The organism is Ruegeria sp. ABF4_144 (genome assembly GCF_056160045.1).
On record NZ_JBSWWK010000001.1, the window covers coordinates 596,372 to 617,975 of the forward strand.

Sequence of the window (21,604 nt, forward strand, 5' to 3'; positions counted from 1 at the left end):
CGTGGCCTTCCCAATAGCTCAGACTGTGTGAAGTTCAGATGACAGAAGAAATGATCCTTGCCAATGCCACGCTTGTCCTGCCGGATGAGACCGTAACCGGCAGCGTGCGGATTGTGGGCGAAACCATCGCCGAGATCGCCCCAGGCACCACAGTTCCATCGGGGGCGGTCGATTGCGGCGGCGACTATGTCAGCCCTGGGCTAGTTGAACTGCACACGGACAATCTGGAGCGCCATATCCAGCCACGCCCCAAGGTCGACTGGCCCCACGCGGCAGCGATTCTAGCCCATGACGCCGAACTGGCCAGCACCGGGATTACGACCGTCTTCGATGCGATGCGTATCGGCTCGATCCCCAGCGGCAATCGGTACAAGAAATATGCCCGCGATCTTTCGCGTGAGTTGTGGGAGCTGCGTGAACAGGATGCGCTGAAGATCAGCCACTTCCTGCACCTGCGTGCCGAAGTCTGTTCGGAAACTCTGGTGGCTGAGTTGGATGAGTTCGGGCCCGAAGATCGCGTCGGGCTGGTGTCATTGATGGACCACACGCCCGGTCAGCGTCAGTTCCGGGATATGTCGCAGCTTGAAGCCTACATGAAGGGCAAGCACGGCATGACCGATGACGATTTCCTACAGCATGTCGCGCAGCTCAAGGCGTTGCGGGATCGGTATGGCGACCGACATGAGGTTGAAACGGTCAAGGCCGCCCAGCGTTTCGGTGCAATGTTGGCCAGCCACGATGATACCACGCAGGAACAGGTGGCGGTGTCGGCTGGTCATGGCATTCGGTTGGCTGAGTTCCCAACCACGGTCGAGGCTGCCCGGGCCTGTCACGATCACGGCATCAAGGTGATGATGGGGGCACCCAATGTGATCCGTGGCGGATCGCATTCGGGCAACGTTGCGGCACAGGAACTGGCCGATCTGGGCCATCTGGATATCCTATCGTCGGATTATGTTCCCGCTGCGCTGCTACTGTCAGCCACTCGTCTGGGCGAAACATGGGGCGACATGGCGCGTGGCCTGCGAACGGTGACCCAGACCCCGGCGCGCGTTGTCGGGCTGGCAGATCGTGGAGAGCTACGCCAAGGCGCCCGTGCGGACATAATTCGCTTCTGTATGCGCGAAGGAGCGCCCGCACTGAACGGTGTTTGGTCACGTGGCCGGCGCGTTGCCTGATCAGGCGCGATAGAACAGATACCGGTCCGGCGCGATAGTGTCCGGGCCACTGATCTGTTCGAACCCCACCAGGGGTTGCCCAGAAATCAGCATTCCGCCGGGCCGCATCACCTGCGCGATCAGAGGGCTGAGGCGCGCCGCTTCGGCCACGTCTTCTTCCTTAATGCCACGCCCAAAATCGTAGTGCGCCATCGCGATCCTGGCCCCGCCAGCGGCCAATTTCTCCAGCATGGGTTCGGCTTCGCCCTGCAGGAAATCCTCGGCCGGAGGAGTGCTGGACGGATGGCATTGCAGCACCCGGTCCATTACCCAGATACGCCGCTCGGGCAGAATCTCTCGCAGGTGATCATAGGTGCGGCCGTTGCCCAGCCCCATATCCAGAACGTCGCCTTCGGTCTCGCTGATCTGAGCGACGGCCCAGTTCAGCCCGTCTCGTTGCGCTGTCAGGCGGCGCAGCATGGAATCCAGTCGGCTCATTCGGGGTCTCCGGTTGATGTGGTGGCAGGCAAGGCCCAGGCAAAACCGGGGCCATCCAGAAGCCTGTGCAGCAGGGCTTCGGTAAAGGTCCAGATGTCGGGATTATGGACCAGATGATGAGTCAAAACGCCGAAAGGTTCGGAATTGTCAGCCCGCCCTTCGCGCCGGTCCTTCAAAAAGTCGGCCGTCCGGGCAATCAATTTGTCAGGGGCAACCAGCCCCCGCGTTCCCCGCCAATCAATCGGGTCGAGATGAGTATTGACCTGTTCCAACCCAGGCGCGGGCTTTCTCATCTTGCGCGGAGTAGCTGTTGAGATGACGCGGTAACCCAGGGCGGGCAATTCAAGCACCACCTCTGGCGCGATCCGGTTCCAGGGAGGGACAAAGATCGGGCACAGCCTTTCTCCGAACGACGAGTTCAAACGATCAAAACCCGAGCGCGCATCGGCAAGGATATCCGGCATTGGTCTGTGCAGCCGGAATTCGGACTTCTTCTCTTCTGGCGGCGCGTGGTTTTGATGCGCCCAGCCATGTACAACCGGGATCAGTGTGTCGCGTTGTCCGACATACTCCACTAACCCGGCATCGGCATCGCGCGGGATGATCGCAAGATGGACAGGCAGGTTGAGAGAGCGGGACAGCACGGACAGTGTCTCAAGTTGCGGCGTTGCTGAGACCGCGTCATCATCCCGCCACCAAAGGGGCAGGGTCAGACCTTGGGCCTGCCAGACGTCCAGCTCGGTTTCCAATGGCCGCCAATTAATGCTCATGTGTGCTCCCTCAAGGAACATGCGATTTCAACTGACTTAGCAGCGCCATCAAAGCCCTTAGAGGAAACCGGGCGAGGGCCTTCGGAGATGACATTGGCGACGGCTTGCGCCAAAGCCGCGCCGTCAAGTTTTTTGCTTGGCAACACCTCGATAGCGGGCAAGTCCGACAGGCTTCGCCCTCGCAGGCTCTGCTCGACCTCGTTGCCATCGTCGAACGGCACAAACACGGCGGGTGTCCCGGATTGCAGGATGTCCAGCGCGGTGTTGTAGCCACACATACTGACCGAAGCCGCAGCGAGGGGCAGCATTTGCCGGAAGTCGGGGCGTACGGGTTCCAGGGTGACCGGAGTATCACCAACTAGCTGTTGCAATTGGTCGATGCGTGCGGGCGCGTCTTGTCCGCCCACCAACAGACGCCAGCGCCTGTTAGGCATCTTTTGGGCGGCCTCGATGGCCGCGCGAAAGATCGGCTGGCCTACCGAACCACCGCCTGCGCTCACCACAATCTCGCCTTCCCCAATCTCGGCGGGGTGCGGTTCAGGGGCGTCGGGGGCGACAAAGTCGGTATAGAACAACTTCTCGCGCAGCCGGTCAGTGACCGGCCAGCTGACGTTCAGCGGAACAACTTCGGGGTCGGAGTGGACGAGGATACCGTTATAAAACCCGCATACGATCTCTTCCGCGCGTTCCGCTTTTGATGGTTTAGAAGGCGGCGCAAGGATGTCCCTAATCGATCCCAGAACAACCGGACGGCGTGGCAGGGCGTGGGCGGCCTCCAGCGCTGCGGTGAATTCGGAAGCCAATGACCTGCGGCCAAAGGGGAACAACTCGGTGATCAGAATGTCCGGTTCAAAACTCTGGACAGCTTTCACCAATGCGGTTTGGCGTGCTGCCAGATAGTCCGCGTCTGCCACATCACCGCTCTGGGTCAACAGCCGGGTAAAATCGGCGCCATCCGAGCGAAGCGGCGGCAGCCCCAGCAGCGTTATGCCCGAACTGCCCAGCTGCGGAGCCGGCATCCCGCCTGAGACGACAAAGGTCTCATGCCCGGCCTGTCGAAAGGCCCGGCCCAGTGTCAGCGCGCGGCTGAGATGCCCGGTTCCCAACAAGTGAGTCACAACGATCATGACCTTCATGAAGAGACCTCGGGCCTGATCAGGCGGATTGGTTCCGGCAAGGGAGTCATATTCGACATATCAACGATATACAGGCGGTTGCGCTTGATTTTGAAGGGGGCGAGGCCGTCGAAATCCCAACCCCAGGCACGAGCGAGGATGACCCGCATTATACCGATGTGGCAGACCGCCACTGTGTCGCCCGACAGGCTTTTCAGCCAGGGTTCTAGCCGTGCCCAAACCTCGGCCGGGGTCTCACCGTTTGGGGGGCGGTATTCCCAACTCCAATCCTCGATATGGCGGTACCCGCTGTTTGGGTCGGCAATCAGATCGACCCCGCGCAGGCCTTCCCAATCTCCCCAATTCATCTCGGTCAGGGCATCGGATGTCTGCGGTTCGCGCCCGGCGACCAACCGGGCGGTTTCACTAGCCCGCTTCAAAGGGCTGGACCAGAGGGTTGCGTCCTCCCAAGGTTCGGGCAGGCGCGCGACAGCCAGTTCCGCCCGAGCGTCCTCATCCAACGGAATGTCGCTGCGTCCCTGTATGCGTCCCGCGCGGTTCCAATGTGTGTGTCCATGCCGCAGCAGGGCCAGCCGGGTCATCGGGTGGCCTCCAACAACGGGCGGGCGGCTTGCCAGAAACGATTAGTGGCTGCTGGCATCAGATGGCGTTCAGCCATCCGTTTGCGAGCCTTGGACCCCAGAGACAGGCGGAGGATCCGGTCATCAAGCAAGTTGCGTAGCCGCGCGGCCAGCCCTTCTGGCCCTTTCTCCACGGTGGGGTACTCAGACGGGGTTAACACATCCCGCACGCCGGGCCGATCCTGAGCTACGACCGGCACGCCGAATGCCTGTGCTTCAAGATAGATCATCCCATAAGCCTCGTTGACGCCAGGCCACACCAGAACGGACGCCTTCGCGTAGTGAGCCTGCAGGACATCTCGGTCGCATTGCCCCAGAAACCGGACCTTTGAACCAAACGGGGCCATCAGCGCCTCAACCTCTGGTCGGGCGGGGCCGTCGCCTGCGATGTTCAGTGCCCAATCGCCGGGTAAGAGGGCAAGCGTTTGAGCAAGCAGGGTATAAGACGCCAGTTTGTCACCCTGCCGCATCATGCCCACCGTCAGCATCGGGCCATCGCAGGTCGAGGCGGGTGGTAGGTCTGAAAGGGGTAGAAAAGGGGGCAGTTCAACAAGGCGCTGTTCCCCGAACCGTTCCCGTTCCAAGGTTATCAGATCATTGGCGGTGTGGTAGAAAATCACCTGCGCCGCGTCGCAGGCGTCATGCGCTGCCTCGGCAAACCCGGCCCACGGACCGGTCAGGCGGCTGGTCGCGCGGGTGCTTTCCAGCTGGACATAAGGGATTTTTCGCGCCTTGCAAATGCGCGGACCCAGCAGATCCGGTGCCTTGTAATAGTTGTGATAGGTCACCCACAGCGCCGTGTCCGCTGGCAGATCGTCTATCAAGCGCAAGGCCTCAGCGTGTGCTTCGGTGTGCAATGCTGCCTGCACCTGTGCGTTTCCGGCTTTGTCATAGATGCGCAGCCGCGAGGCCAGCTGGACCGTATCCCCTTGTGCTCCAATTGCCTGCATCAGATTGCGCGCCATCTCACGGTCGCCCGACGGTACCGGGCTGTCGGGGGCTTTCATTGGTGTGTAAAAGGCAACCCTTGCCATCAGACCGTGTCCGCACCCAAGGCGCGCAGCCGTTCGGACAGGCGGGCGATGCCCGGGTCCATGCGGAACTCGGCAATCAGGCGGTCATAGGCGGCGGTGGCCATTGATACGGTTTGGTCGGGCGCGACGGCCATTTCCGTGATGGCCGAGGCCAGCGCGGCTGGGTCGTCGTCGGACAAGATGCCGTGGATACCCGTTTCGATAAATTCAGGGATCGCAGAGACAGGTGTCGACAGGATCGGCAAGAGTTGCGATGCGGCCTCCATCAGCACATTGGGCAGACCGTCACGGTCCCCGTCAGAGGCAATCCGGCTGGGCAGCACGAACAGGTCGGATACGCGCATCGCTTCGATCACCTCGGGCTGGTCACAGGCGCCTTTCCATGTGATCCGGTGCGTTACGCCTGCAGCTTCGGCCCGGGCGCGAAGAGTGTCGCCGAGTGAGCCGCCGCCAATATGGGTCCAGTGCCAGTCCAGCGGGTCCTGCAGCATGGCGAAAGCGTCGATCAGCCGGTCGAACCCCTTTTTCTCGACCAGACGACCGACCGACAGCATGTGAAACGGTGCGTCCGGGCCGCGTTGGGGGCGGTGCGGGGGGGCGGGGAAACGGGCGAGATCCAAACCGTGATAGATCAGATCAACCCGCGCCGGATCGTCCGCTAGGCTGCGCAGATGGTCGGCCCCGATGGCGGTGCAGGTCGCCCCAAAGGCGGCACCGTGGGTCTGCTCCTGCAGTTTCTCGGTCTTTTCCCAATCGGGCGAGGTCCAGATGTCTTTGGCGTGGGCTGAAAAGCTCCACGGCAGGCCACGCATGATGGCCGCGTAGCGTGCGACTGAGGACGGGGTGTGCATGAAATGCGCGTACATCACCCTAGTGGCCTTGGGCAATTCGGCGGCCAGGACACAGGCCTGACCAAAGCGGCGAATGCGATTGTGCGTCGGGTCACGCCGCAGATCGGCTCGCCAGACCCGGTAGGCCTCGGCGTATCCGGGCAGCGCTTGTGCAATCCTGCGTGCGGCCCAGACGCGCTGCGGCTCTTCGTACAGGTATTCGGGCAGGTAGCGCACCTGACCCCGGAACCGGTCATGCAAGGGATGCTGCTTTATGTCGGTCGGATGGCGCAAGGACCAGATATCAAAGCTGTGCCCGGCCTCCTGCAAGGCGACAAGTTCCTGCGCGATGAACGTCTCGGACAGGCGCGGCCATCCCTTGACCAGCACCGCCAGTTTCGGCTGCGGCGTTGTCATCCGGTGGCCCGTTCCTGTTCCCGGCTTAGCAGGGCATCGACCCGGTCGGTGACGTAATCCAGCCCGTCCAGAAGTCCGCCTTGGATCGCCTCCGATGGAAGAGGCTGGTGCGCAAGGTTGCGGATTGCCTGTATCATCGCATCCGGGGTCAGCCCGTCGCGGTTCTCATCCAGCATCCGAACAAGGCCCAGACCTTCGGCACGTGAAGCACGGATCCATTGTTCCAGTCGCGGCGTCGTGCGGGGCACGATGACGGCGCGTTTGTCAAAGGACAGAACCTCGCAAAACGTGTTGTAGCCCCCCATGCAGACCACCCCGGCGGCCCCGGCAAACAGCGTTTCGATCTGGGATTCAAAACCGACTGCCGTTACCCGCCCATTCAGCGCAGCAACGCGGGCTTCGAAGTCTTCGCGCAGCTCGCCCGACAGGAACGGGCCATAGACCAGCACCGCGCGCGGCGAAAGGGTCGGGTCATTCTCATAGGCCGACAGCACAAGGTTCACCATCGCCTTGCCGTCACCGCCGCCACCCGGTGTGATCAGGATATAGGGCTGTTCCGGCGGTTCGCCGACTGGGCCGAGATCACGGCGCAGGTAGCCCGTCCAGTGGATACGCGATTGAGCCGCGTGGCTGAGCGGCAGGCCCTTTGTCGGGTCATAAATCGAGCGAAGCCCATAGACCCAGATTTCGTCGTAGAAACGCTCGGTCGCAGCCAGGGCCTCTTTCCGCTCCCACTCGGCGGCCAACACCTCGGGCTCGTCCAGCACATCGCGCAAGCCCAGCACCAGTTTCGTGCGTTCCGAATGCAGCAGTGTTTCCAACGTCGGCAGCAGCTCACCGCGAAAACCGGTAGGTTCCTTATCGACGATCAGCATATCGGGGTCGAATTGCTGCACGGCGGTTTGGATCAAACCCGAGCGCAGTTCGGTCACCTCTTCGATGCCCATGCCGATCGTCCGGGCGGCATAGGATCCATCGGCGCGTTTTGTTACGCCCGGCAGACGCACATGGTCAACCCGGCGCGGAAAGGTAAAGCGGCCTGCCACGGGGGATCCGGTCAGGATCAGGGCGGATGCCTCGGGGTTGGCTTGCGTGATGGCTGCGGCCAGAGCGCGCGATCTGCGCAGATGCCCCAATCCAAACGTATCGTGGCTGTAGAAAAGGATGCGCGGCGCCCGGCCGGTGGTGTCGTTTTGTATTCTTAGGCTCATGCCTTCGCCTGTCGTTTTTATCGGTGCAAATCCGCGCGTTTACACCCGTTACCGTATATTCTTTGCCGCCGCTTGCCAAAGGGTGAGACGCGATTGTGCAAACTCGTCAAGCATTGCGAAATGGCAACATCCGGCGCATGCGGGCTTGCAGGTGTTCTTGCGCCCCTGACGCCGCCATTCCACGCAAATTACCGGATTGGTCATATTCAGTTTTTTCGAGGTTGCAAACACCCAAGTCGCTATCATTGCACCGGGAACACGAATTGACACGATCTTGGGAAGTGAAAGGCTGAATATTTGAATACACTTAGGTGGTTCGATAATCTGTGGTGCATCACGCGGATTGGACGAATAACTCGATGAAACTCAAAATTTTTGCTGGAATTGCCCTAATGATCTGGGCCCTTGCAGCGGCCTTTGTCACCGGAGCAGCGGCGCAGACGTCTTTGATCCCCGGATACAACTCGGATTCCGGGTCCGAAGCTGACACAAGCGCCGAAGGCGACGTGGCCGCCGCGATACGGGCCGCGACGGATGCCGGCGCCAGCGTGATCGTCATCGATAGCGCGGGGCAGGTCGTGTCCTCGGGCGAAGCCAACACCGCAGCCGATGAACCTCACGATCCGATGGCCGAAGGTTCGCAGCTGATGAAAGCGCAGGAGAGGTTCTCGAAATTCCGCGAATCCATGGAATCGCGGCTGCAGGCCATGCCCTATTCGATCTTCGAAGTGCAGTACATTCTGCGCCAGACCAGCCCCGATGGCCGCATCCAGACCTATGTCGAGGTCCTGTTCTGGAACATTCTGTTCCTGCTGCTGGGGCGCTGGCTGTCCATTGAGATTTACGGCAAGCGCATGGCCAAAAGGCTGGTCGTGGCGCGGTCTAAGGAAAACCCGCAGGGTTACCGCGAAAAGATGCCGTTTCTGGTGTTCCGGTTCTTCATGGGGATTGGCGCCACGGTCTTTGCGATGCTTATGGCCCTGATTGTGGGGTACCTGTTCTTTGGCGAGGCCGAAGACATCTCGATCCAGTTCACGGTCACGGCAATTTTCACGGCGTTTTTCCTGTCGCGGACTGTGTCGGACCTGTGGCGAATGGTGCTGTCGCCTTATCTGAGCCAATACCGCCTGCCGCCCTTTTCCGACCGGGATGCAAAGCGGCTGTATGTTTGGGCCTCGGCGCTTGCGACCTATGACATTTCCGTGGTGCTGTTTGCGACTTGGGTGGCGGATTTCGGGTTGAACTACAACGTCTATGCCATGGTCTATGGCAGCCTGACCATGCTTGGAGCGTTGGGCAATGTGATGATGATCCTGTTCAATGCCCGTGCCATTTCCAACGCTATCCGTGGGGGGCGGGCGGCGGATGCGGTGTCGTGGATTGTGCGGTTCATTTCCTTCGCGTGGGCGCCCGTCCTGATCGTCTATATCGTGTTCAGCTGGTTCAAGCTGGCGGTCGATCTGGTGCTGGAGAACGAAAACTCGTTGCCGATCGTGGCCAGCAGCTATGCGATCTTCATGTCGGTTGTCGTGGCCTATGGGGCGATGAACTACCTGCTCGAGCGTTATTTCGATCGCAATCGCAAGATGGACGAAATGAACACCGAAGAAGAGACCTCGGAAGAGGTCGGTGAACCGGTGGAAACCATTGAGGCCGAGGTCCGCAAGCACAGCATGCTGACCTATGAGGATCTGGCTCGTCGCGTGGCAGGTATTCTGGCCTTTGTCGTTGGCCTTTATGCACTGGTCGTGATCTGGAACCCCGAAGCCAGCTGGAGCGAAGACCTGCCGATTGATCGGGCTTTGGACGTGATGGTGATCCTGTTTATCGGGTACATCCTGTTCCACTTTTTCCGCATCTGGATCGACACGAAAATCGCTGAAGAGATTGACGATGGTAGCGAAGAGGCGGAGTTGGGCGATGAAGGCGGCGAAGGTGGGCAAAGCCGTCTGGCCACGCTGTTGCCGCTGTTTCGCGGGGCGATCTTGGCCGTGGTCGTTGTCACCATCGTTCTAATCGTTCTGATGGAATTGGGCATCAATGTCAGCCCGCTGTTTGCGGGTGCGGGCGTGGTGGGTCTGGCAGTTGGTTTCGGTTCTCAGACGCTGGTGCGGGACATCTTTTCGGGTGCGTTCTTCCTGTTGGATGATGCGTTCCGCAAAGGCGAATATATCGATATCGGGGATGTGAAAGGAACGGTCGAGAAGATCTCTGTCCGTTCGTTCCAGCTGCGCCACCATCTGGGGGCGCTGAACACGATCCCGTTTGGCGAGATCAAGGTGCTGACCAACTATTCCCGCGACTGGGTGATCATGAAGCTGCCGCTGCGTGTGACCTATGACACGGATGTCGAGAAGGTGCGCAAACTGATCAAGAAGCTGGGGCAGGAGTTGCTGAGTGATCCGGTGATCGGTGAGAACTTCATCCAGCCGCTGAAATCGCAGGGTGTGATCGAAATGCAGGACTCGGCGATGATCATTCGGGTCAAGTTCATGACCAAACCGGGCGATCAGTGGCTGGTGCGCAAGAAGGTCTATCAGGAAATCCGTGAGCTGTTTGCGCGCGAAGGCATCAAGTTCGCGCACCGCGAGGTCACCGTGCGTCTGGCAGAAGGGAAGGAACCAGAAGACTTGTCACCGAAACAGCGTGAGGCCGTCACTGGCGCGGTGCAGGCCGCGATCGACGAGGATTATCTGGACGATATCGGCCCTGGTGGGGATGACCGTTAAGGGCAGCTCCCGCCCCTTTGAATTGCGTCTCTGGCGAGACGCCACCCAAAGCGTTGGGCCAAGCCGCGCGTGCTGCGCGGCTTGCGTGTCAGGTGGACAGCGACGGCCAGATCGGATGGGAGGTGCCCAGCTTCCCGGCGGGCAAGGGCCAGGACATCTGCGCGGCTCCAACGGCCAACGCAGGTTTCAGGCGGTGGCCTGTTCCCCAACCGGACTCTTCGAGTTGTTGCGAATAGTCTGCGGGTGATGGGCCGGTAATATCACCGTCGGGTTCGGATTTCGCCAGTGCAGTCAGTAATTCTGCCGTACGGGCCAGCGAAAGTTGCGCAAGCATGATGGAGTTGCCAGAGGCGGCCTCTGCCAGTGCGGACAAGACGGCCGCCGCCATCAGATAGCCCGTCGCGTGATCCAGCGCCTGAACCGGCAGTGGTGTCGGCTTGTCGGCCTTGGCCCAGGCGCGGCCTGCGTCCGCGATCCCGGCGCTCATCTGTACAAGGCTGTCAAATCCTCGCCGGGTGGCCCACGGACCCTGCCAGCCATAAGCGTTCAGAGTGACCTCGACCCGGTTCGGTGCCAGTTCATCGCGTTTGACCTTGGTCAGCCCAAGCGCGTCCAGTGCGCCGGGCCGGTAACCGTGGACAAAGACATCTGCTTGCGCCAGCAGATCCTGCAGTTTTGTCAGGCCGTTGGGCGTTTTCAAATCCAGATAGGCGCAGTGCTTGCCCAGAGAAATATCCGGGATGACGCCGGGCTCGTCCCATCCGGGCGGGTCGATCCGAAGAACCTCGGCCCCGAAACCCGCAAGCGTTCGGGTTGAGACCGGGCCTGCCAGAACCCGCGTCAGATCCAGAACGCGCAGGCCTGCCAACGGGCGGCTGGCCGTGGCCTGAGGGCGGTCGCGCAGAGTGATGTGTCTTGGGTTTTGCCAACCGATCAGCGGGTCGCGGGACACAGCCCGCCCCTGCGGATGCTCCAACCATTCCACCCGGCCGCGCATGGCGGCGGCAACACCGCCCTCGGCCACAATCGCGGTCTCCAGATCAGAGATCGACCACTCTTTCAGCGCTTGCGCCACGGCGTCCCGATTGCCCGGAACCCCCAAAACCTTCAGTGCCGCCGCCTTGTGGCGGGGCAAGTTGGTGTGCAGCCTGATCCAACCGTCCGAGGCCTGATAATCTCCGGCCACGGCATCCCAGAGGCTGGGCATCTCCCACCCGTCTGGCTTGAACGAAAACCCGTACCAGAGCGAGGCTAGCCGGTGGTCGACCGAAATCTCGGGCGCGGTGGGTGCAAGGTTCAATGCCATTACGAGGCGCGCCAGTTCTTGACCTACGGCGGCGAAGCTGGCCGTGGCCAGTTCAGATACCGCAAACGCGCTGGGCCGCGCACCCTTGCCGGTTGTCTTGTAACTGTCAGCGGCGGGGAGGGCGGAGAACAGGCTCATTGCTGATAGGGGTCTAGGCTGTCGCGTAGACCGTCACCGAGGAAGTTGAACGCCAGCACCACGACGATGATCGGCAGCATCGGAATGGCCGTCCACGGATAAATCTCGATTGAAGCGAGGTTCTGTGCGTCGTTCAGCATCACACCCCAGCTGACGGCCGGTGCCCGCAGGCCCAAGCCGAGGAAGCTGAGCGCAGTTTCCCCAAGGATCATCGCGGGGATCGACAAGGTCGCCGATGCGATCAAGTGAGACATGAAGTTCGGCAGCAGGTGCTTGCGGATCACCCGACCTGAACTTGCGCCCATCATCTCGGCCGCGCGGACATATTCCTCTTCACGCAGCGACAAGAATTTGGCGCGTACGGAGCGGGCGAGACCTGGCCAGTCGAGGATACCCAGGATGATCGAGATGATGAAGAACACCGCGACGGGACTCCAGTTCGAAGGTACCGCAGCGGACAAGGCCAGCCACAGCGGCAGTTCGGGCAGCGAGCGCAGGACTTCGATCACGCGGTTGATGACCCAATCGATCTTGCCGCCGAAATAACCAGCCATCGAGCCGAAGAAGATGCCAAGAACGAAGGATACGGTAATGCCGATCAGGCCCACGGTCAGCGATAGCTGCGCACCATACAGGATGCGGCTGAATACATCCCGGCCCAACCGATCCGAACCCCAAAGGAACAGCGTTGCCCCTTCGGGTGCACAGAACAAGTGCGTGTCAGACCGGATCAGACCAGCGAGTTTATACTCGGCGCCTTCGCAGAAGAACTTGATCGCGCGCGGATCATCCAGATCGGGGACGAATTTCCATTGAAACGTCTCAAGATCGGCCTCGGCCACGATCGGATAGACATGGGGGCCGATGAACTCGCCTTCATGGAACCAACTGACGCTTTGCGGCGGGGCATAGAGGTGCTCTCCGTTCCGTTCATTCGGGCCATAGGGCGCAATGAAACCCGCAAAGGGCAGCATCAGGTAGCACAGCAGTAGAAAGATGCCCGAGATCAGGCCCAGCTTGTGGGTCTTGAACTTGCGCCAGACCAGCACCCAGTTGGGCGCGTCAAGATCGGCGCGCTCAAGCTGTTGCAGGGCAACATCCGGATCATAGGGGGCGTCGTCGACATAGCGACCGTCAGGGCGTTGGGTCATGCGTCACGCCCTTCATACCGGATGCGCGGGTCCAGCATGACCAGCAGAATGTCAGAAATCATGGTGCCGATCAGAGTCAGCAAGGCCACAAACATCAGAATGAAGGCGGACAGGAACTGATCCTGAGTTTTCAGCGCCGTCAGCAGGGTCGGGCCGATTGTCTGCAGACCAAGAACCACCGAGACCAGAACCGAGCCGGACACCATCGAGGGCAGCAGGTTGCCGATATCGGCCACGAATGGGTTGAAGGCGACGCGCAACGGGTATTTCGTCAGCATCCGCGACGGGGCCATGCCCTTGGCGATTGCGGTTTCCACGTAAGGTTTGCCCAGCTCATCCAGCATATTGGCGCGCAGACGTTGCATCATGGCCGATGCGCCGGACGTGCCGATCACGAATGTCGGGACGATCAAGTGAACAAGGATGGACTTCAACTTATCCCAACTCATTGGCAGGCCTTCGAATCTGGGATCCATGAGACCGCCAATAGGCAGGTTGAAATAGCGGTGGCCGTAATAGAACAAGATCAGCGCCAACAGAAAGTTCGGAGTGGCCAACCCAAGATACCCCACAAAAGCCGAGGTATAGTCGATCCATGTCCGCGACCGCGCCGCAGCGATAACGCCCAGAGGCAGCGCTACGGCATAAACAAACAGGATCGCCGCCAGATTGACCACCACGGTCAGCCATAGGGTGTCACCCACAATTTCGGCCACGGGGCGGTCGAACTCGAACGACCATCCATAGTTGCCCTGCAACAGACCTTCGAACCCATGCGGGCCCGGCCAAAAGCCCATCCAGATCAGGTATTGCTCCCATATGGGACGGTCCAAAGCGTATTCCGCGCGCAAAAACTCGGCCTTGGCCACGCCAGCGGACTGGCCCGAGGCCTGCAGTTCCGCAATCTGGTTGCTGAGGTAGTCGCCGGGCGGCAGGTTGATGATCACGAAGATCAAAACCGACACCACCAGCAGCGTCAGCAGCATCGTGAAAAAGCGATAGACTGCATAGCGCAGCATGACCATTTAGCTGCTCCTGATCAGTCGGCGAAGAAGAATTCGTCCGGCCGGTGAATGCCGAAATGCGCGCCGGGCTCCCACGCCCACATCGCCTGTTCGGGCACATTGCGCAGGCGGTTGGAAACCACGATCGGCTGCGGGGCGCCATTCAGGATACCGATAGCATACAGCTGGTCAGCATGGATGTTCAGCATCTCGGTCCAGACGGCCTTGCGTTCGTCATCGGTAGAGGCGACCTCCCAGTCATGGGCCAGTTGCATCAGGCGTTCAGCTTCGGGCAAGTCAGGTGCTTCGCCCACATCGCCGCCGGTCTGGTAATACTGACCCCATTTGGGCCATGCCAAAAACACCTGATCCGTCGGTGCCAGATAGGCCGGAGACGTGTGGAGCTGCGGAATGCCGTCATCCCAGCCGAACCAGACCGAGGCCATGGTGTTGCCGGCAAATACACGGTTGCGCAGGATGTCCCGATCCAGCGGGCGCATCACCAGATCAACGCCAATCTCACGCCATGTGTCGGTGACGATCTGCAACGCGTTCTCGACCTCTTGCCGCTCACCGGCAGTTTCGATGATCAGTTCCATCGGGCGGCCGTCCGGCAAAAGGCGAATGCCGTTCTTGTTGCGCTGGGTCAGGCCGGCCTCGTCCAGCAGGGCGTTGGCCTGTTCGATGTCGAACTGTGCCCAGGCCTGAGCGTTTTCCTCGTCATAGAACGGGGAGGCGGGTAAGACCGACATCGCGCCGGGTTGCGCCAATTTGAAATATAGCGCCTGGTTGATTGTCTTGCGGTCAATCGCCAACGACAGGGCGCGGCGCACGCGGACATCGCGCAAAACCTCGCGCCAGCCGTCATCGGCGAAGTTCAGGTTCGGATAAATAGCGATCTGCGACGCAACACCGGTTTTCCACAGCCGCGTCGTATAGTCCCCGACCTGTTCGCCCTTTTTCAGGATCGAGGCATCGCGGAACGCCAACCCGCGCCCCTGCAGGTCGGTTTCACCGGCATTGGCCTTGGCGGCAACGAGGCCGGGCGCGACGATCTCCATTTCGACCACATCGATATAGGGCAGTTGAACGCCGTTGCTGTCGATGCGGTGGTAGTAGGGGTTGCGGACGAAATTGTGCCGGATTTTCTTGCCCGAGCTTGCGTTCAGCCAGGGCTGCAGGGTTGGCAGTTCGTGATTGTCGAACTTGTAGAGGTTGTCCAACTTGTTATGCAGCGCCGCCCAGCTTTTGACACGGGCATCGCTGACCTGAAAGGCAAGCTCTTCGGTGTCGGCATATTGTTCGTGGTATTTCTTCAGAAACGCGGCGGGCCGGTAGATGAAGGGTGGACGGGCCTGTGCCAGCGATTGCAGGAAATCGGGGTTCGGGTCTTCCCACTCATAAACGACGGTGGTTTCGTCTGGGAAGGATACGGTGGGCAGCTTGCCTTCGACGATCAGAAAATCCGGTGGGCCCGAGGGGCTTAGAAGCTCGTTATTCGCTACGTCCTCCCACCAATAGCGGAAATCCTCAGAGGTGAAGGGCGACCCGTCTGACCACTTGTGCCCCTCGCGCAGATGCAGCGTGAACTTGCGGTTGTCTTCGCTTTCAAATGATTCCAGCAAGTCGGGCGCCAGTTCGTAATTCTCGTTGAACCCCACAAGCCTGGCATAACCATAGACAACCATCTGGCGGATGTCCTTGTTCCGGGTAACCATGGTGCGCAGCGTGCCGCCCGGGGTTCCGAACTCGCGTCCTTTGGCGGCCAGATCAACCACCAGCGGCTCGTCCGGAAGGCGATCCTGAATGGGGGGTAGGTTGCCGGCGTTCACTTCGGTGGACCAGAACTCTCCTTCAACAGGAGTGGGGGTGTCTGCCGTGGCGGGCAGCATCCATGCAGCGGCCAGTGCGGTGGCCAGAAACAGGGGGCGAGTGGTCTTAAACATGGCATCTTACCTTATGGCCGGGCTCCATTTCCACCAATGAAGGTATCACGGAGTCCGTAAATCGGAAGGCGTCTTCCCAACTGTCTGGTGATCCTGCGCCCAAAGCAACCAGTTTCAGGTCGATCGGGCGGTTGATGTCAGGTTCAGGCTGAGCGGCAATCAGCGCCTTGGTGTAGGGATGGCGGGGATTGTAGAAAAGCGTCTCGGGCGGGGCCTGTTCGACCACCAGCCCACGGCGCATCACGGCAACTTCGTCGGCGATGCGCGCCACGACGGCAAGGTCGTGTGAGATGAAGAAGTAGGACAGGTTCAGGCTGTCCTGAAGGTTTTCCAGCAGCGTCAGGATTTGTTCCTGAACCGAAACATCCAGCGCTGAGGTCGGCTCGTCGCAGACGATCAGCTGCGGGTCTAGCATCATAGCACGTGCAATGGACAGACGTTGGCGCTGACCGCCGGAAAAGGCGTGCGGATAGCGTTTCAGCATGTCGGAGTTCAGACCGACCCGTTGCAGCATTTCGGCCGCCTTGTCCCTTTGCTCGGACGTTGTACCGATATTGTGGATCTCCAGCGGTTCGGTCATCGCGTCCTGAATGCGCATCCTGGGGCTGAGCGAGCTGTAGGGGTCCTGAAACACCATCTGCGCCTTGCGTTGAAAGGCAGTACGCTGTGCGCGGGTCATATGGTGTACGGTGATCGGATCAGCGTCGGGAGAGGTTCGAAACAGCACCTCTCCGCCGGGATCAGGCGGTTCAGCCCCCAGCGCGATGCGGGCCGCGGTGGTCTTGCCAGAGCCACTTTCGCCGACGATGGCAAGTGTCTTACCGCGCGCCAGATTCAGATCGACACCGCGGCAGGCATGGATAAGTTGATCGCCCTTCCAGCCCTTGCTGGAGCGCATGGTATAGGTCTTTGACACGCCCTTCATCTGCAGGATCAGGTCCTCGTCAGGCATGGGTATGCCAACGGAATCCTCGTCCGGGATCTCGGGTGCAGCATTGAACAACTGCTGCGTATAGGGGTGTGCAGGTGCGGTCAGGATGGGGGCTGCGGCACCGGCTTCCATGACGCGGCCCTTGTGCATAACGACGACCTGTTCGGCCATATTTGCAACAACGCCCAGATCGTGCGTGACAAGGATCAGCGCCATCCCGGTCTCGCGCTGCAGCTCTTTAATCAGGCCCAAAACCTGCGCTTGTGTCGTAACGTCAAGCGCGGTGGTTGGTTCGTCTGCGATCAGCAATTCCGGCTTGGATACCATCGCCATCGCAATCATGGCGCGCTGACGCATACCGCCGGACAATTCAAACGGGTAAGAATCATAGGCGCGCTGGGGATCGGGAAAGCCCACGCGTTCGAACTGGGTCAGGACTTCTTTGCGGGCCTGCGCTTCGGACGCGCCGCGGTGCAGCCACAAAACCTCGCTGACCTGATTGCCGATCTTGTGCAAGGGCGACAGGGATCGCATCGGCTCCTGAAAGATCATCGAAATCCGGTTCCCGCGAATCCCGCGCATTTGCTTTTCGCTGATCTGTGTCAGTTCTTCGGTGCCCTTGGAATCGTTGAGGGTAATCGTACCGCTGCGAATCTGAGCCGTGCGCGGCAAAATCCGCAATGCCGCCCGGCATGAGATCGTTTTGCCCGATCCGGATTCGCCGACCAGCGCCAAAGTCTGCCCGGCCTCGACATCGAAATTGACGCCTTTGACAACGGGTTCACCCTTGCCAAATCCAATGCTCAGATCGCGGACGGACAACAACGCCGTCATGCGGGTGTTCCACCCGTTGGGCCGTAGCTCGGCATTCGCTTGATCAACTCCCCGTGTTTTTTGTCGCAGTTTCGCGCGGTTGGTGCAGGCTAGTCAAACCCGTTCTTGGGGTGAAATGTCGCGGATTTGTGAAACTGACGCCAATTTGCCTACACAAAGTCTTGAGGATTTGTCATCAAACGTCCTGTCGGCGCCATCTGGCAAGCCGACTGGTATCAAGGAGAGATTTCCCCGTGTCCGACGATCAAAGCCGACTGGATCTGTTCATTGACCGCATGGTGTCGCAGCGCGCCTGCCTGGATTTCGCGATTTCCGAGACGAGTGGCCTGGAAGGGCCAGTGTTCGAATTGGGGTTGGGCAATGGGCGCACCTATCATCACATGGTGCGATACGTTAAGAACCGCCCCGTCTATGTGTTCGAGCGCGCCGTGGCCTCGCACCCGGATTCGACGCCGCCAGAAGATCGCGTGATTCTGGGGGATGTGCGCGAGACGCTGCCCGCCGCGTTGGATCGTTTCGGCGCGACCGCCAGCTTGATCCATGCCGACCTTGGCGGACATAACCGAGAAAAGAACGATGCTTTCGCCCGGTTCGTTTCTCCCTTGATCGAGCCGTTGTTGGCTGAGGGCGGGCTGATGGTGTCCAGCGACCGGATGTATTTTGATACGCTAACCGAACTGCCCTTGCCGCCAGATGCTGTCGAGGGGCGCTGTTTCATCTATCGCCGCTGATCCGAAGGGTTCCCCATGCTGTTCTACGATTGCTCTACTGCCCCAAACCCGCGCCGTGCCCGCATGTTCATCGCGGAAAAAGGGGTGCGAATCGAAACCCGCGAGGTGTCGATCGCCAAGGGGGAGCAGCTAGGCGACGCGTTCAAGGCGGTCAATCCAAACGCAACACTTCCGGTTCTGGTCACCGATGAAGGCACGGTGCTGGCCGAAAACCTTGGCATCGCGGCCTATCTTGAGGCCCGCTTTCCCGAGCCACCCTTGATGGGACGTACCCCGGATGAAAAGGGGCTGGTTCTGATGTGGAACAGCATTGTCGAACAACAGGGGGGCGTACCAATCGCCGATACTTTGCGTAACGCCCATCCAGCCTTTGCCGACCGGGCGGTTCCCGGTCTCGAGAATCACGCTCAGATTCCAGAGCTGGCTCAAAGAGGCGCAGCGCGGGTCGGTCATTTCTTCGATCTGCTCGAACGGCGGTTAGCGGAAAGTCCCTATATCGCCGGAACGGAATTCACCTTGGCCGATGTTACGGCATTTGTCTTCGTCGACTTCGCCCGCGTGATCAAACGGCGGATTCCACAGGAAAATTCGGCCACTCTGGCGTGGTACGAAAAGGTTGGCTCAAGGCCCAGCGCTCAGCTTTAAAACGAAGAAACCTCGATGTAGGCTTCGCATGATTTGAACTGTACAGAAATGTCTAGACAGATGTGAACAGTGCGTCTAGCGTCCACTGCGAGCCATGCAGGGGAGAGCAGGATGAAATCTCAGTATCGCGTTGTGGTAATCGGGGGCGGCGTTGTGGGCGCCTCGGTTCTGTATCACCTGGCCAAGTTTGGCTGGTCGGATGTAGTCATGCTCGAACGGCGGCGGCTGGCGTCGGGCTCGTCCTGGCACGCGGCCGGTGGGGTCCACGCGCTGAACGCCGATCCGAACATGGCGTCGTTGCAGTCTTACACTATCGACCTGCTGAGCGAGATCGAAAAGGAATCCGGTCAGAATATCGGCCTGCACATGACCGGCGGCTTGACGCTGGCTGGCACACCAGAGCGCTGGGAATGGCTGCAGGCCAACTATCGCATCTTCCAGTCCATCGGCATTGATGACTGCGAATTGCTGTCGCCGGAAGAGGCGCAGAGACGCTGTCCGATCATGTCGACTGATGGCGTGTTGGGCGCAATGTGGGCAGACCGCGAAGGCTATATTGATACGACAGGCACAGTGCAGGCGTACGCCACGGCGGCTAAGAAGCGCGGTGCCGAGTACTATGAAGAAACCAAGGTCGAAGAACTTATCCAGACCGCTGACGGCTGGCAGGTAGTAACCGATCGAGGCACGATCACATGCGAGCATGTGGTCAACGCGGCGGGCCTTTGGGCCAAGCAGGTTGGGCGCATGGCGGGCATCGAACTACCAGTGTCTCCGCTGAAGCACCACTATCTGATAACCGACACGGTCCCCGAAGTGGCCGAGGCCGATTTCGAGATGCCGATGACCGTGGACCTCGAGGGCTTCACCTATATGCGGCAGGACCAGAAGGGCGTTTTGGTTGGCATCTACGAGGTGGACCACGAACACTGGGCCATGGACGGCGCGCCTTGGAATTATGGTGAAGAGCTGTTTCAGGAGCAGCTTGACCGGATCGAGAACGAACTGACGCTGGGCTTTGAACGCTACCCGTCGATCCAGAATGTCGGCATCAAGACATGGGTGAACGGCGCGTTTACGTTCTCACCCGATGGCAACCCGCTGGTGGGGCCAGTTCCCGGCAAGCCTGGCTATTGGTCTGCCTGCGCCGTGATGGCGGGCTTCTTGCAGGGCGGCGGCGTTGGCAAGACGCTGGCCGAGTGGATGATCCATGGCGAGCCCGAGGCAGACGCGTGGCCGATGGATGTGGCCCGCTATGGCGACTTCGCGCAGAACAAGCGGTACATCCGTGAGACGACCGGGCAGTTCTACTCGCGGCGCTTTGTGATGACCTACCCGAATGAGCAGTTGCCTGCAGGGCGTCCGCTGAAAATGGCCCCGGCGCATGACGCGATGACCGACGCCGGGTGCAAGTGGGGCGTCAGCTGGGATCTTGAGGTGCCGCTTTACTTCGCGCCCAAGGGGTTCGAGGAAACGCCGACCCTCAAGCGTTCAAACGCGCATGACATCGTGGCCGAAGAATGCAAGGTGATCCGCGAAGGCGCTGCCCTGTTGGACATCTCAGGCTTTTCGCGGTTCGAGGTCAGTGGCCAGAATGCCGAGGTCTGGCTGGATAAGGTTATGGCCTCGAAACTGCCCGCGCCGGGTCGCGCCAAGCTGGCGCCGATGCTGGGAGAGAACGGACGGCTGAAGGGCGATTTGACCGTGCTCAACTGGGGCGACGGCACGTGGTGGATCATGGGCAGCTACTATCTGCGTGCCTGGCACATGCGTTGGTTCGACGATCACATGATCGACGGCGTCAATATCCGTGATCTGGGTGAAGAATATTGCGGCTTTGCCGTGGTCGGCCCGAAATCGCAGGCCGTGGTCGAGAAACTGGCGGAACAGGATATCTCGGGCCTCAAATTCATGGGCTGTGGCGATTTCGATATCGGTCTTGTGCGCGCCCGGGTCGCGCGGATGTCGGTAACCGGTGAAAAGGGCTATGAGATCAACTGCCGGTATGGCGACCATATCAAACTGCGCCGGATGCTGTTGGAAGCGGGCGCCGAAGAGGGAATACGCGAGTGTGGTTTCAACGCGATGCTTTCGACCCGATTGGAAAAGAGCTTTGGCATTTGGTCGGCGGAATTCACACAACTTTATACGCCGGGCATGACCGGAATGGATCGTTGGATCGACTGGGATAAGGACTTTGTCGGCAAGGACGCCGCCGTAGCCGAACGTGACGGCAATGGTCCCGCGCAGGTTCAGGTTACGCTTGAGGTGGACGCGCTGGACGCAGATGCCAGCGGGTATGAGCCCATCTGGTCGGGCGAAGACCGTGTGGGCTTTGTGACTTCGGGGGGTTACGGCCACTATACCGGCAAGTCGCTGGCTATGGCGCTGGTCAACCGTGACAAGGCCGAACCCGGCACAGAGCTGACTGTGCATGTGGTCGGTGTTGAACGCCCCGCAAAGGTGATCGCACCGTCACCGTATGATCCGCAGGGCAAGGCGATGAGGGGCTGAAG

17 protein-coding genes are annotated in these 21,604 nt (G+C 60.2%); 5 read left to right on the forward strand and 12 right to left on the reverse strand.

Going from position 1 to position 21,604, the window contains the following annotated elements:
* Window positions 1-38: 38 nt before the first annotated feature.
* Window positions 39-1,178, forward strand: a complete 1,140-nt coding sequence (locus tag ACXAGD_RS03155) for an alpha-D-ribose 1-methylphosphonate 5-triphosphate diphosphatase (protein WP_475208437.1) — start codon at window positions 39-41, stop codon at window positions 1,176-1,178.
* Here ACXAGD_RS03155 and ACXAGD_RS03160 read toward each other — a convergent pair whose 3' ends face one another.
* From ACXAGD_RS03160 to ACXAGD_RS03190, 7 genes are read right to left on the reverse strand one after another with little or no spacing between them, the layout of a single operon-like run.
* On the reverse strand, window positions 1,179-1,655 hold the full coding sequence (locus tag ACXAGD_RS03160) for a class I SAM-dependent methyltransferase (protein ID WP_475208438.1): 477 nt from the start codon (window positions 1,653-1,655) through the stop codon (window positions 1,179-1,181). It abuts the gene before it with no gap.
* A complete protein-coding gene (locus ACXAGD_RS03165; RefSeq protein ID WP_475208439.1) occupies window positions 1,652-2,425 on the reverse strand; it encodes a polysaccharide deacetylase family protein in 774 nt (257 codons plus the stop codon). Before ACXAGD_RS03165 ends, ACXAGD_RS03160 begins: the two co-directional genes overlap by 4 nt.
* The gene (locus tag ACXAGD_RS03170) at window positions 2,422-3,561 is read right to left on the reverse strand and encodes a glycosyltransferase family protein (RefSeq protein ID WP_475208441.1); all 1,140 of its coding nucleotides are present in this window, start codon (window positions 3,559-3,561) and stop codon (window positions 2,422-2,424) included. Before ACXAGD_RS03170 ends, ACXAGD_RS03165 begins: the two co-directional genes overlap by 4 nt.
* Window positions 3,558-4,142 carry a histidine phosphatase family protein gene (locus ACXAGD_RS03175; protein WP_475208442.1) on the reverse strand — a complete coding sequence of 195 codons (585 nt, stop codon included), beginning with the start codon at window positions 4,140-4,142 and terminating at the stop codon, window positions 3,558-3,560. The genes ACXAGD_RS03170 and ACXAGD_RS03175 overlap by 4 nt, the downstream gene beginning before the upstream one ends.
* A complete protein-coding gene (locus ACXAGD_RS03180) occupies window positions 4,139-5,215 on the reverse strand; it encodes a glycosyltransferase family 4 protein (RefSeq protein ID WP_475208443.1) in 1,077 nt (358 codons plus the stop codon). The genes ACXAGD_RS03175 and ACXAGD_RS03180 overlap by 4 nt, the downstream gene beginning before the upstream one ends.
* Window positions 5,215-6,462 (reverse strand): glycosyltransferase family 4 protein, encoded by a 1,248-nt coding sequence (locus ACXAGD_RS03185; RefSeq protein WP_475208445.1) that lies wholly within the window; start codon window positions 6,460-6,462, stop codon window positions 5,215-5,217. The genes ACXAGD_RS03180 and ACXAGD_RS03185 overlap by 1 nt, the downstream gene beginning before the upstream one ends.
* The gene (locus ACXAGD_RS03190) at window positions 6,459-7,673 is read right to left on the reverse strand and encodes a glycosyltransferase family protein (protein WP_475208446.1); all 1,215 of its coding nucleotides are present in this window, start codon (window positions 7,671-7,673) and stop codon (window positions 6,459-6,461) included. The genes ACXAGD_RS03185 and ACXAGD_RS03190 overlap by 4 nt, the downstream gene beginning before the upstream one ends.
* A gap of 359 nt (window positions 7,674-8,032) precedes the next feature.
* Here ACXAGD_RS03190 and ACXAGD_RS03195 point away from each other — a divergent pair, with 359 nt between their 5' ends.
* Entirely contained in the window at window positions 8,033-10,402 is a 2,370-nt protein-coding gene (locus ACXAGD_RS03195) for a mechanosensitive ion channel domain-containing protein (RefSeq protein ID WP_475208447.1), read from the forward strand.
* A gap of 88 nt (window positions 10,403-10,490) precedes the next feature.
* Here the strand turns inward: ACXAGD_RS03195 and ACXAGD_RS03200 are convergent, their stop codons facing one another.
* The 5 genes from ACXAGD_RS03200 to ACXAGD_RS03220 are packed head-to-tail and all read right to left on the reverse strand — an operon-like array spanning window position 10,491 to window position 17,712.
* A complete protein-coding gene (locus tag ACXAGD_RS03200; protein ID WP_475208448.1) occupies window positions 10,491-11,846 on the reverse strand; it encodes a CoA transferase in 1,356 nt (451 codons plus the stop codon).
* Window positions 11,843-12,997, reverse strand: a complete 1,155-nt coding sequence (locus ACXAGD_RS03205) for an ABC transporter permease (protein ID WP_475208450.1) — start codon at window positions 12,995-12,997, stop codon at window positions 11,843-11,845. Before ACXAGD_RS03205 ends, ACXAGD_RS03200 begins: the two co-directional genes overlap by 4 nt.
* On the reverse strand, window positions 12,994-14,022 hold the full coding sequence (locus ACXAGD_RS03210) for an ABC transporter permease (RefSeq protein ID WP_475208451.1): 1,029 nt from the start codon (window positions 14,020-14,022) through the stop codon (window positions 12,994-12,996). The genes ACXAGD_RS03205 and ACXAGD_RS03210 overlap by 4 nt, the downstream gene beginning before the upstream one ends.
* Window positions 14,023-14,036: 14 nt before the next feature.
* Window positions 14,037-15,947 (reverse strand): ABC transporter substrate-binding protein, encoded by a 1,911-nt coding sequence (locus ACXAGD_RS03215; protein ID WP_475208452.1) that lies wholly within the window; start codon window positions 15,945-15,947, stop codon window positions 14,037-14,039.
* Complete coding sequence (locus tag ACXAGD_RS03220; protein ID WP_475208453.1) at window positions 15,940-17,712, reverse strand: ABC transporter ATP-binding protein; 1,773 nt, start codon at window positions 17,710-17,712, stop codon at window positions 15,940-15,942. Before ACXAGD_RS03220 ends, ACXAGD_RS03215 begins: the two co-directional genes overlap by 8 nt.
* Before the next feature lie 233 nt (window positions 17,713-17,945).
* On the opposite strand from ACXAGD_RS03220, the gene ACXAGD_RS03225 reads away from it, so the two are divergent.
* From ACXAGD_RS03225 to ACXAGD_RS03235, 3 genes are all read left to right on the forward strand, one after another.
* Complete coding sequence (locus tag ACXAGD_RS03225) at window positions 17,946-18,443, forward strand: class I SAM-dependent methyltransferase (RefSeq protein ID WP_475208454.1); 498 nt, start codon at window positions 17,946-17,948, stop codon at window positions 18,441-18,443.
* Window positions 18,444-18,458: 15 nt separating this feature from the next.
* The gene (locus ACXAGD_RS03230; RefSeq protein WP_475208455.1) at window positions 18,459-19,088 is read left to right on the forward strand and encodes a glutathione S-transferase family protein; all 630 of its coding nucleotides are present in this window, start codon (window positions 18,459-18,461) and stop codon (window positions 19,086-19,088) included.
* Between the two features lie 111 nt (window positions 19,089-19,199).
* Complete coding sequence (locus ACXAGD_RS03235) at window positions 19,200-21,602, forward strand: GcvT family protein (protein WP_475208456.1); 2,403 nt, start codon at window positions 19,200-19,202, stop codon at window positions 21,600-21,602.
* Window positions 21,603-21,604 lie beyond the last annotated feature (2 nt).

Coding starts and splice junctions, on each gene's coding strand:
- ACXAGD_RS03185 (WP_475208445.1), bottom strand. CDS start 6,462: ATGACAACGCCGCAGCCGAAACTGGCGGTGCTGGTCAAGGGATGGCCG.
- ACXAGD_RS03170 (WP_475208441.1), bottom strand. CDS start 3,561: ATGAAGGTCATGATCGTTGTGACTCACTTGTTGGGAACCGGGCATCTC.
- ACXAGD_RS03165 (WP_475208439.1), bottom strand. CDS start 2,425: ATGAGCATTAATTGGCGGCCATTGGAAACCGAGCTGGACGTCTGGCAG.
- ACXAGD_RS03180 (WP_475208443.1), bottom strand. CDS start 5,215: ATGGCAAGGGTTGCCTTTTACACACCAATGAAAGCCCCCGACAGCCCG.
- ACXAGD_RS03190 (WP_475208446.1), bottom strand. CDS start 7,673: ATGAGCCTAAGAATACAAAACGACACCACCGGCCGGGCGCCGCGCATC.
- ACXAGD_RS03160 (WP_475208438.1), bottom strand. CDS start 1,655: ATGAGCCGACTGGATTCCATGCTGCGCCGCCTGACAGCGCAACGAGAC.
- ACXAGD_RS03175 (WP_475208442.1), bottom strand. CDS start 4,142: ATGACCCGGCTGGCCCTGCTGCGGCATGGACACACACATTGGAACCGC.
- ACXAGD_RS03230 (WP_475208455.1), top strand. CDS start 18,459: ATGCTGTTCTACGATTGCTCTACTGCCCCAAACCCGCGCCGTGCCCGC.
- ACXAGD_RS03235 (WP_475208456.1), top strand. CDS start 19,200: ATGAAATCTCAGTATCGCGTTGTGGTAATCGGGGGCGGCGTTGTGGGC.
- ACXAGD_RS03195 (WP_475208447.1), top strand. CDS start 8,033: ATGAAACTCAAAATTTTTGCTGGAATTGCCCTAATGATCTGGGCCCTT.
- ACXAGD_RS03200 (WP_475208448.1), bottom strand. CDS start 11,846: ATGAGCCTGTTCTCCGCCCTCCCCGCCGCTGACAGTTACAAGACAACC.
- ACXAGD_RS03205 (WP_475208450.1), bottom strand. CDS start 12,997: ATGACCCAACGCCCTGACGGTCGCTATGTCGACGACGCCCCCTATGAT.
- ACXAGD_RS03220 (WP_475208453.1), bottom strand. CDS start 17,712: ATGACGGCGTTGTTGTCCGTCCGCGATCTGAGCATTGGATTTGGCAAG.
- ACXAGD_RS03215 (WP_475208452.1), bottom strand. CDS start 15,947: ATGTTTAAGACCACTCGCCCCCTGTTTCTGGCCACCGCACTGGCCGCT.
- ACXAGD_RS03155 (WP_475208437.1), top strand. CDS start 39: ATGACAGAAGAAATGATCCTTGCCAATGCCACGCTTGTCCTGCCGGAT.
- ACXAGD_RS03210 (WP_475208451.1), bottom strand. CDS start 14,022: ATGGTCATGCTGCGCTATGCAGTCTATCGCTTTTTCACGATGCTGCTG.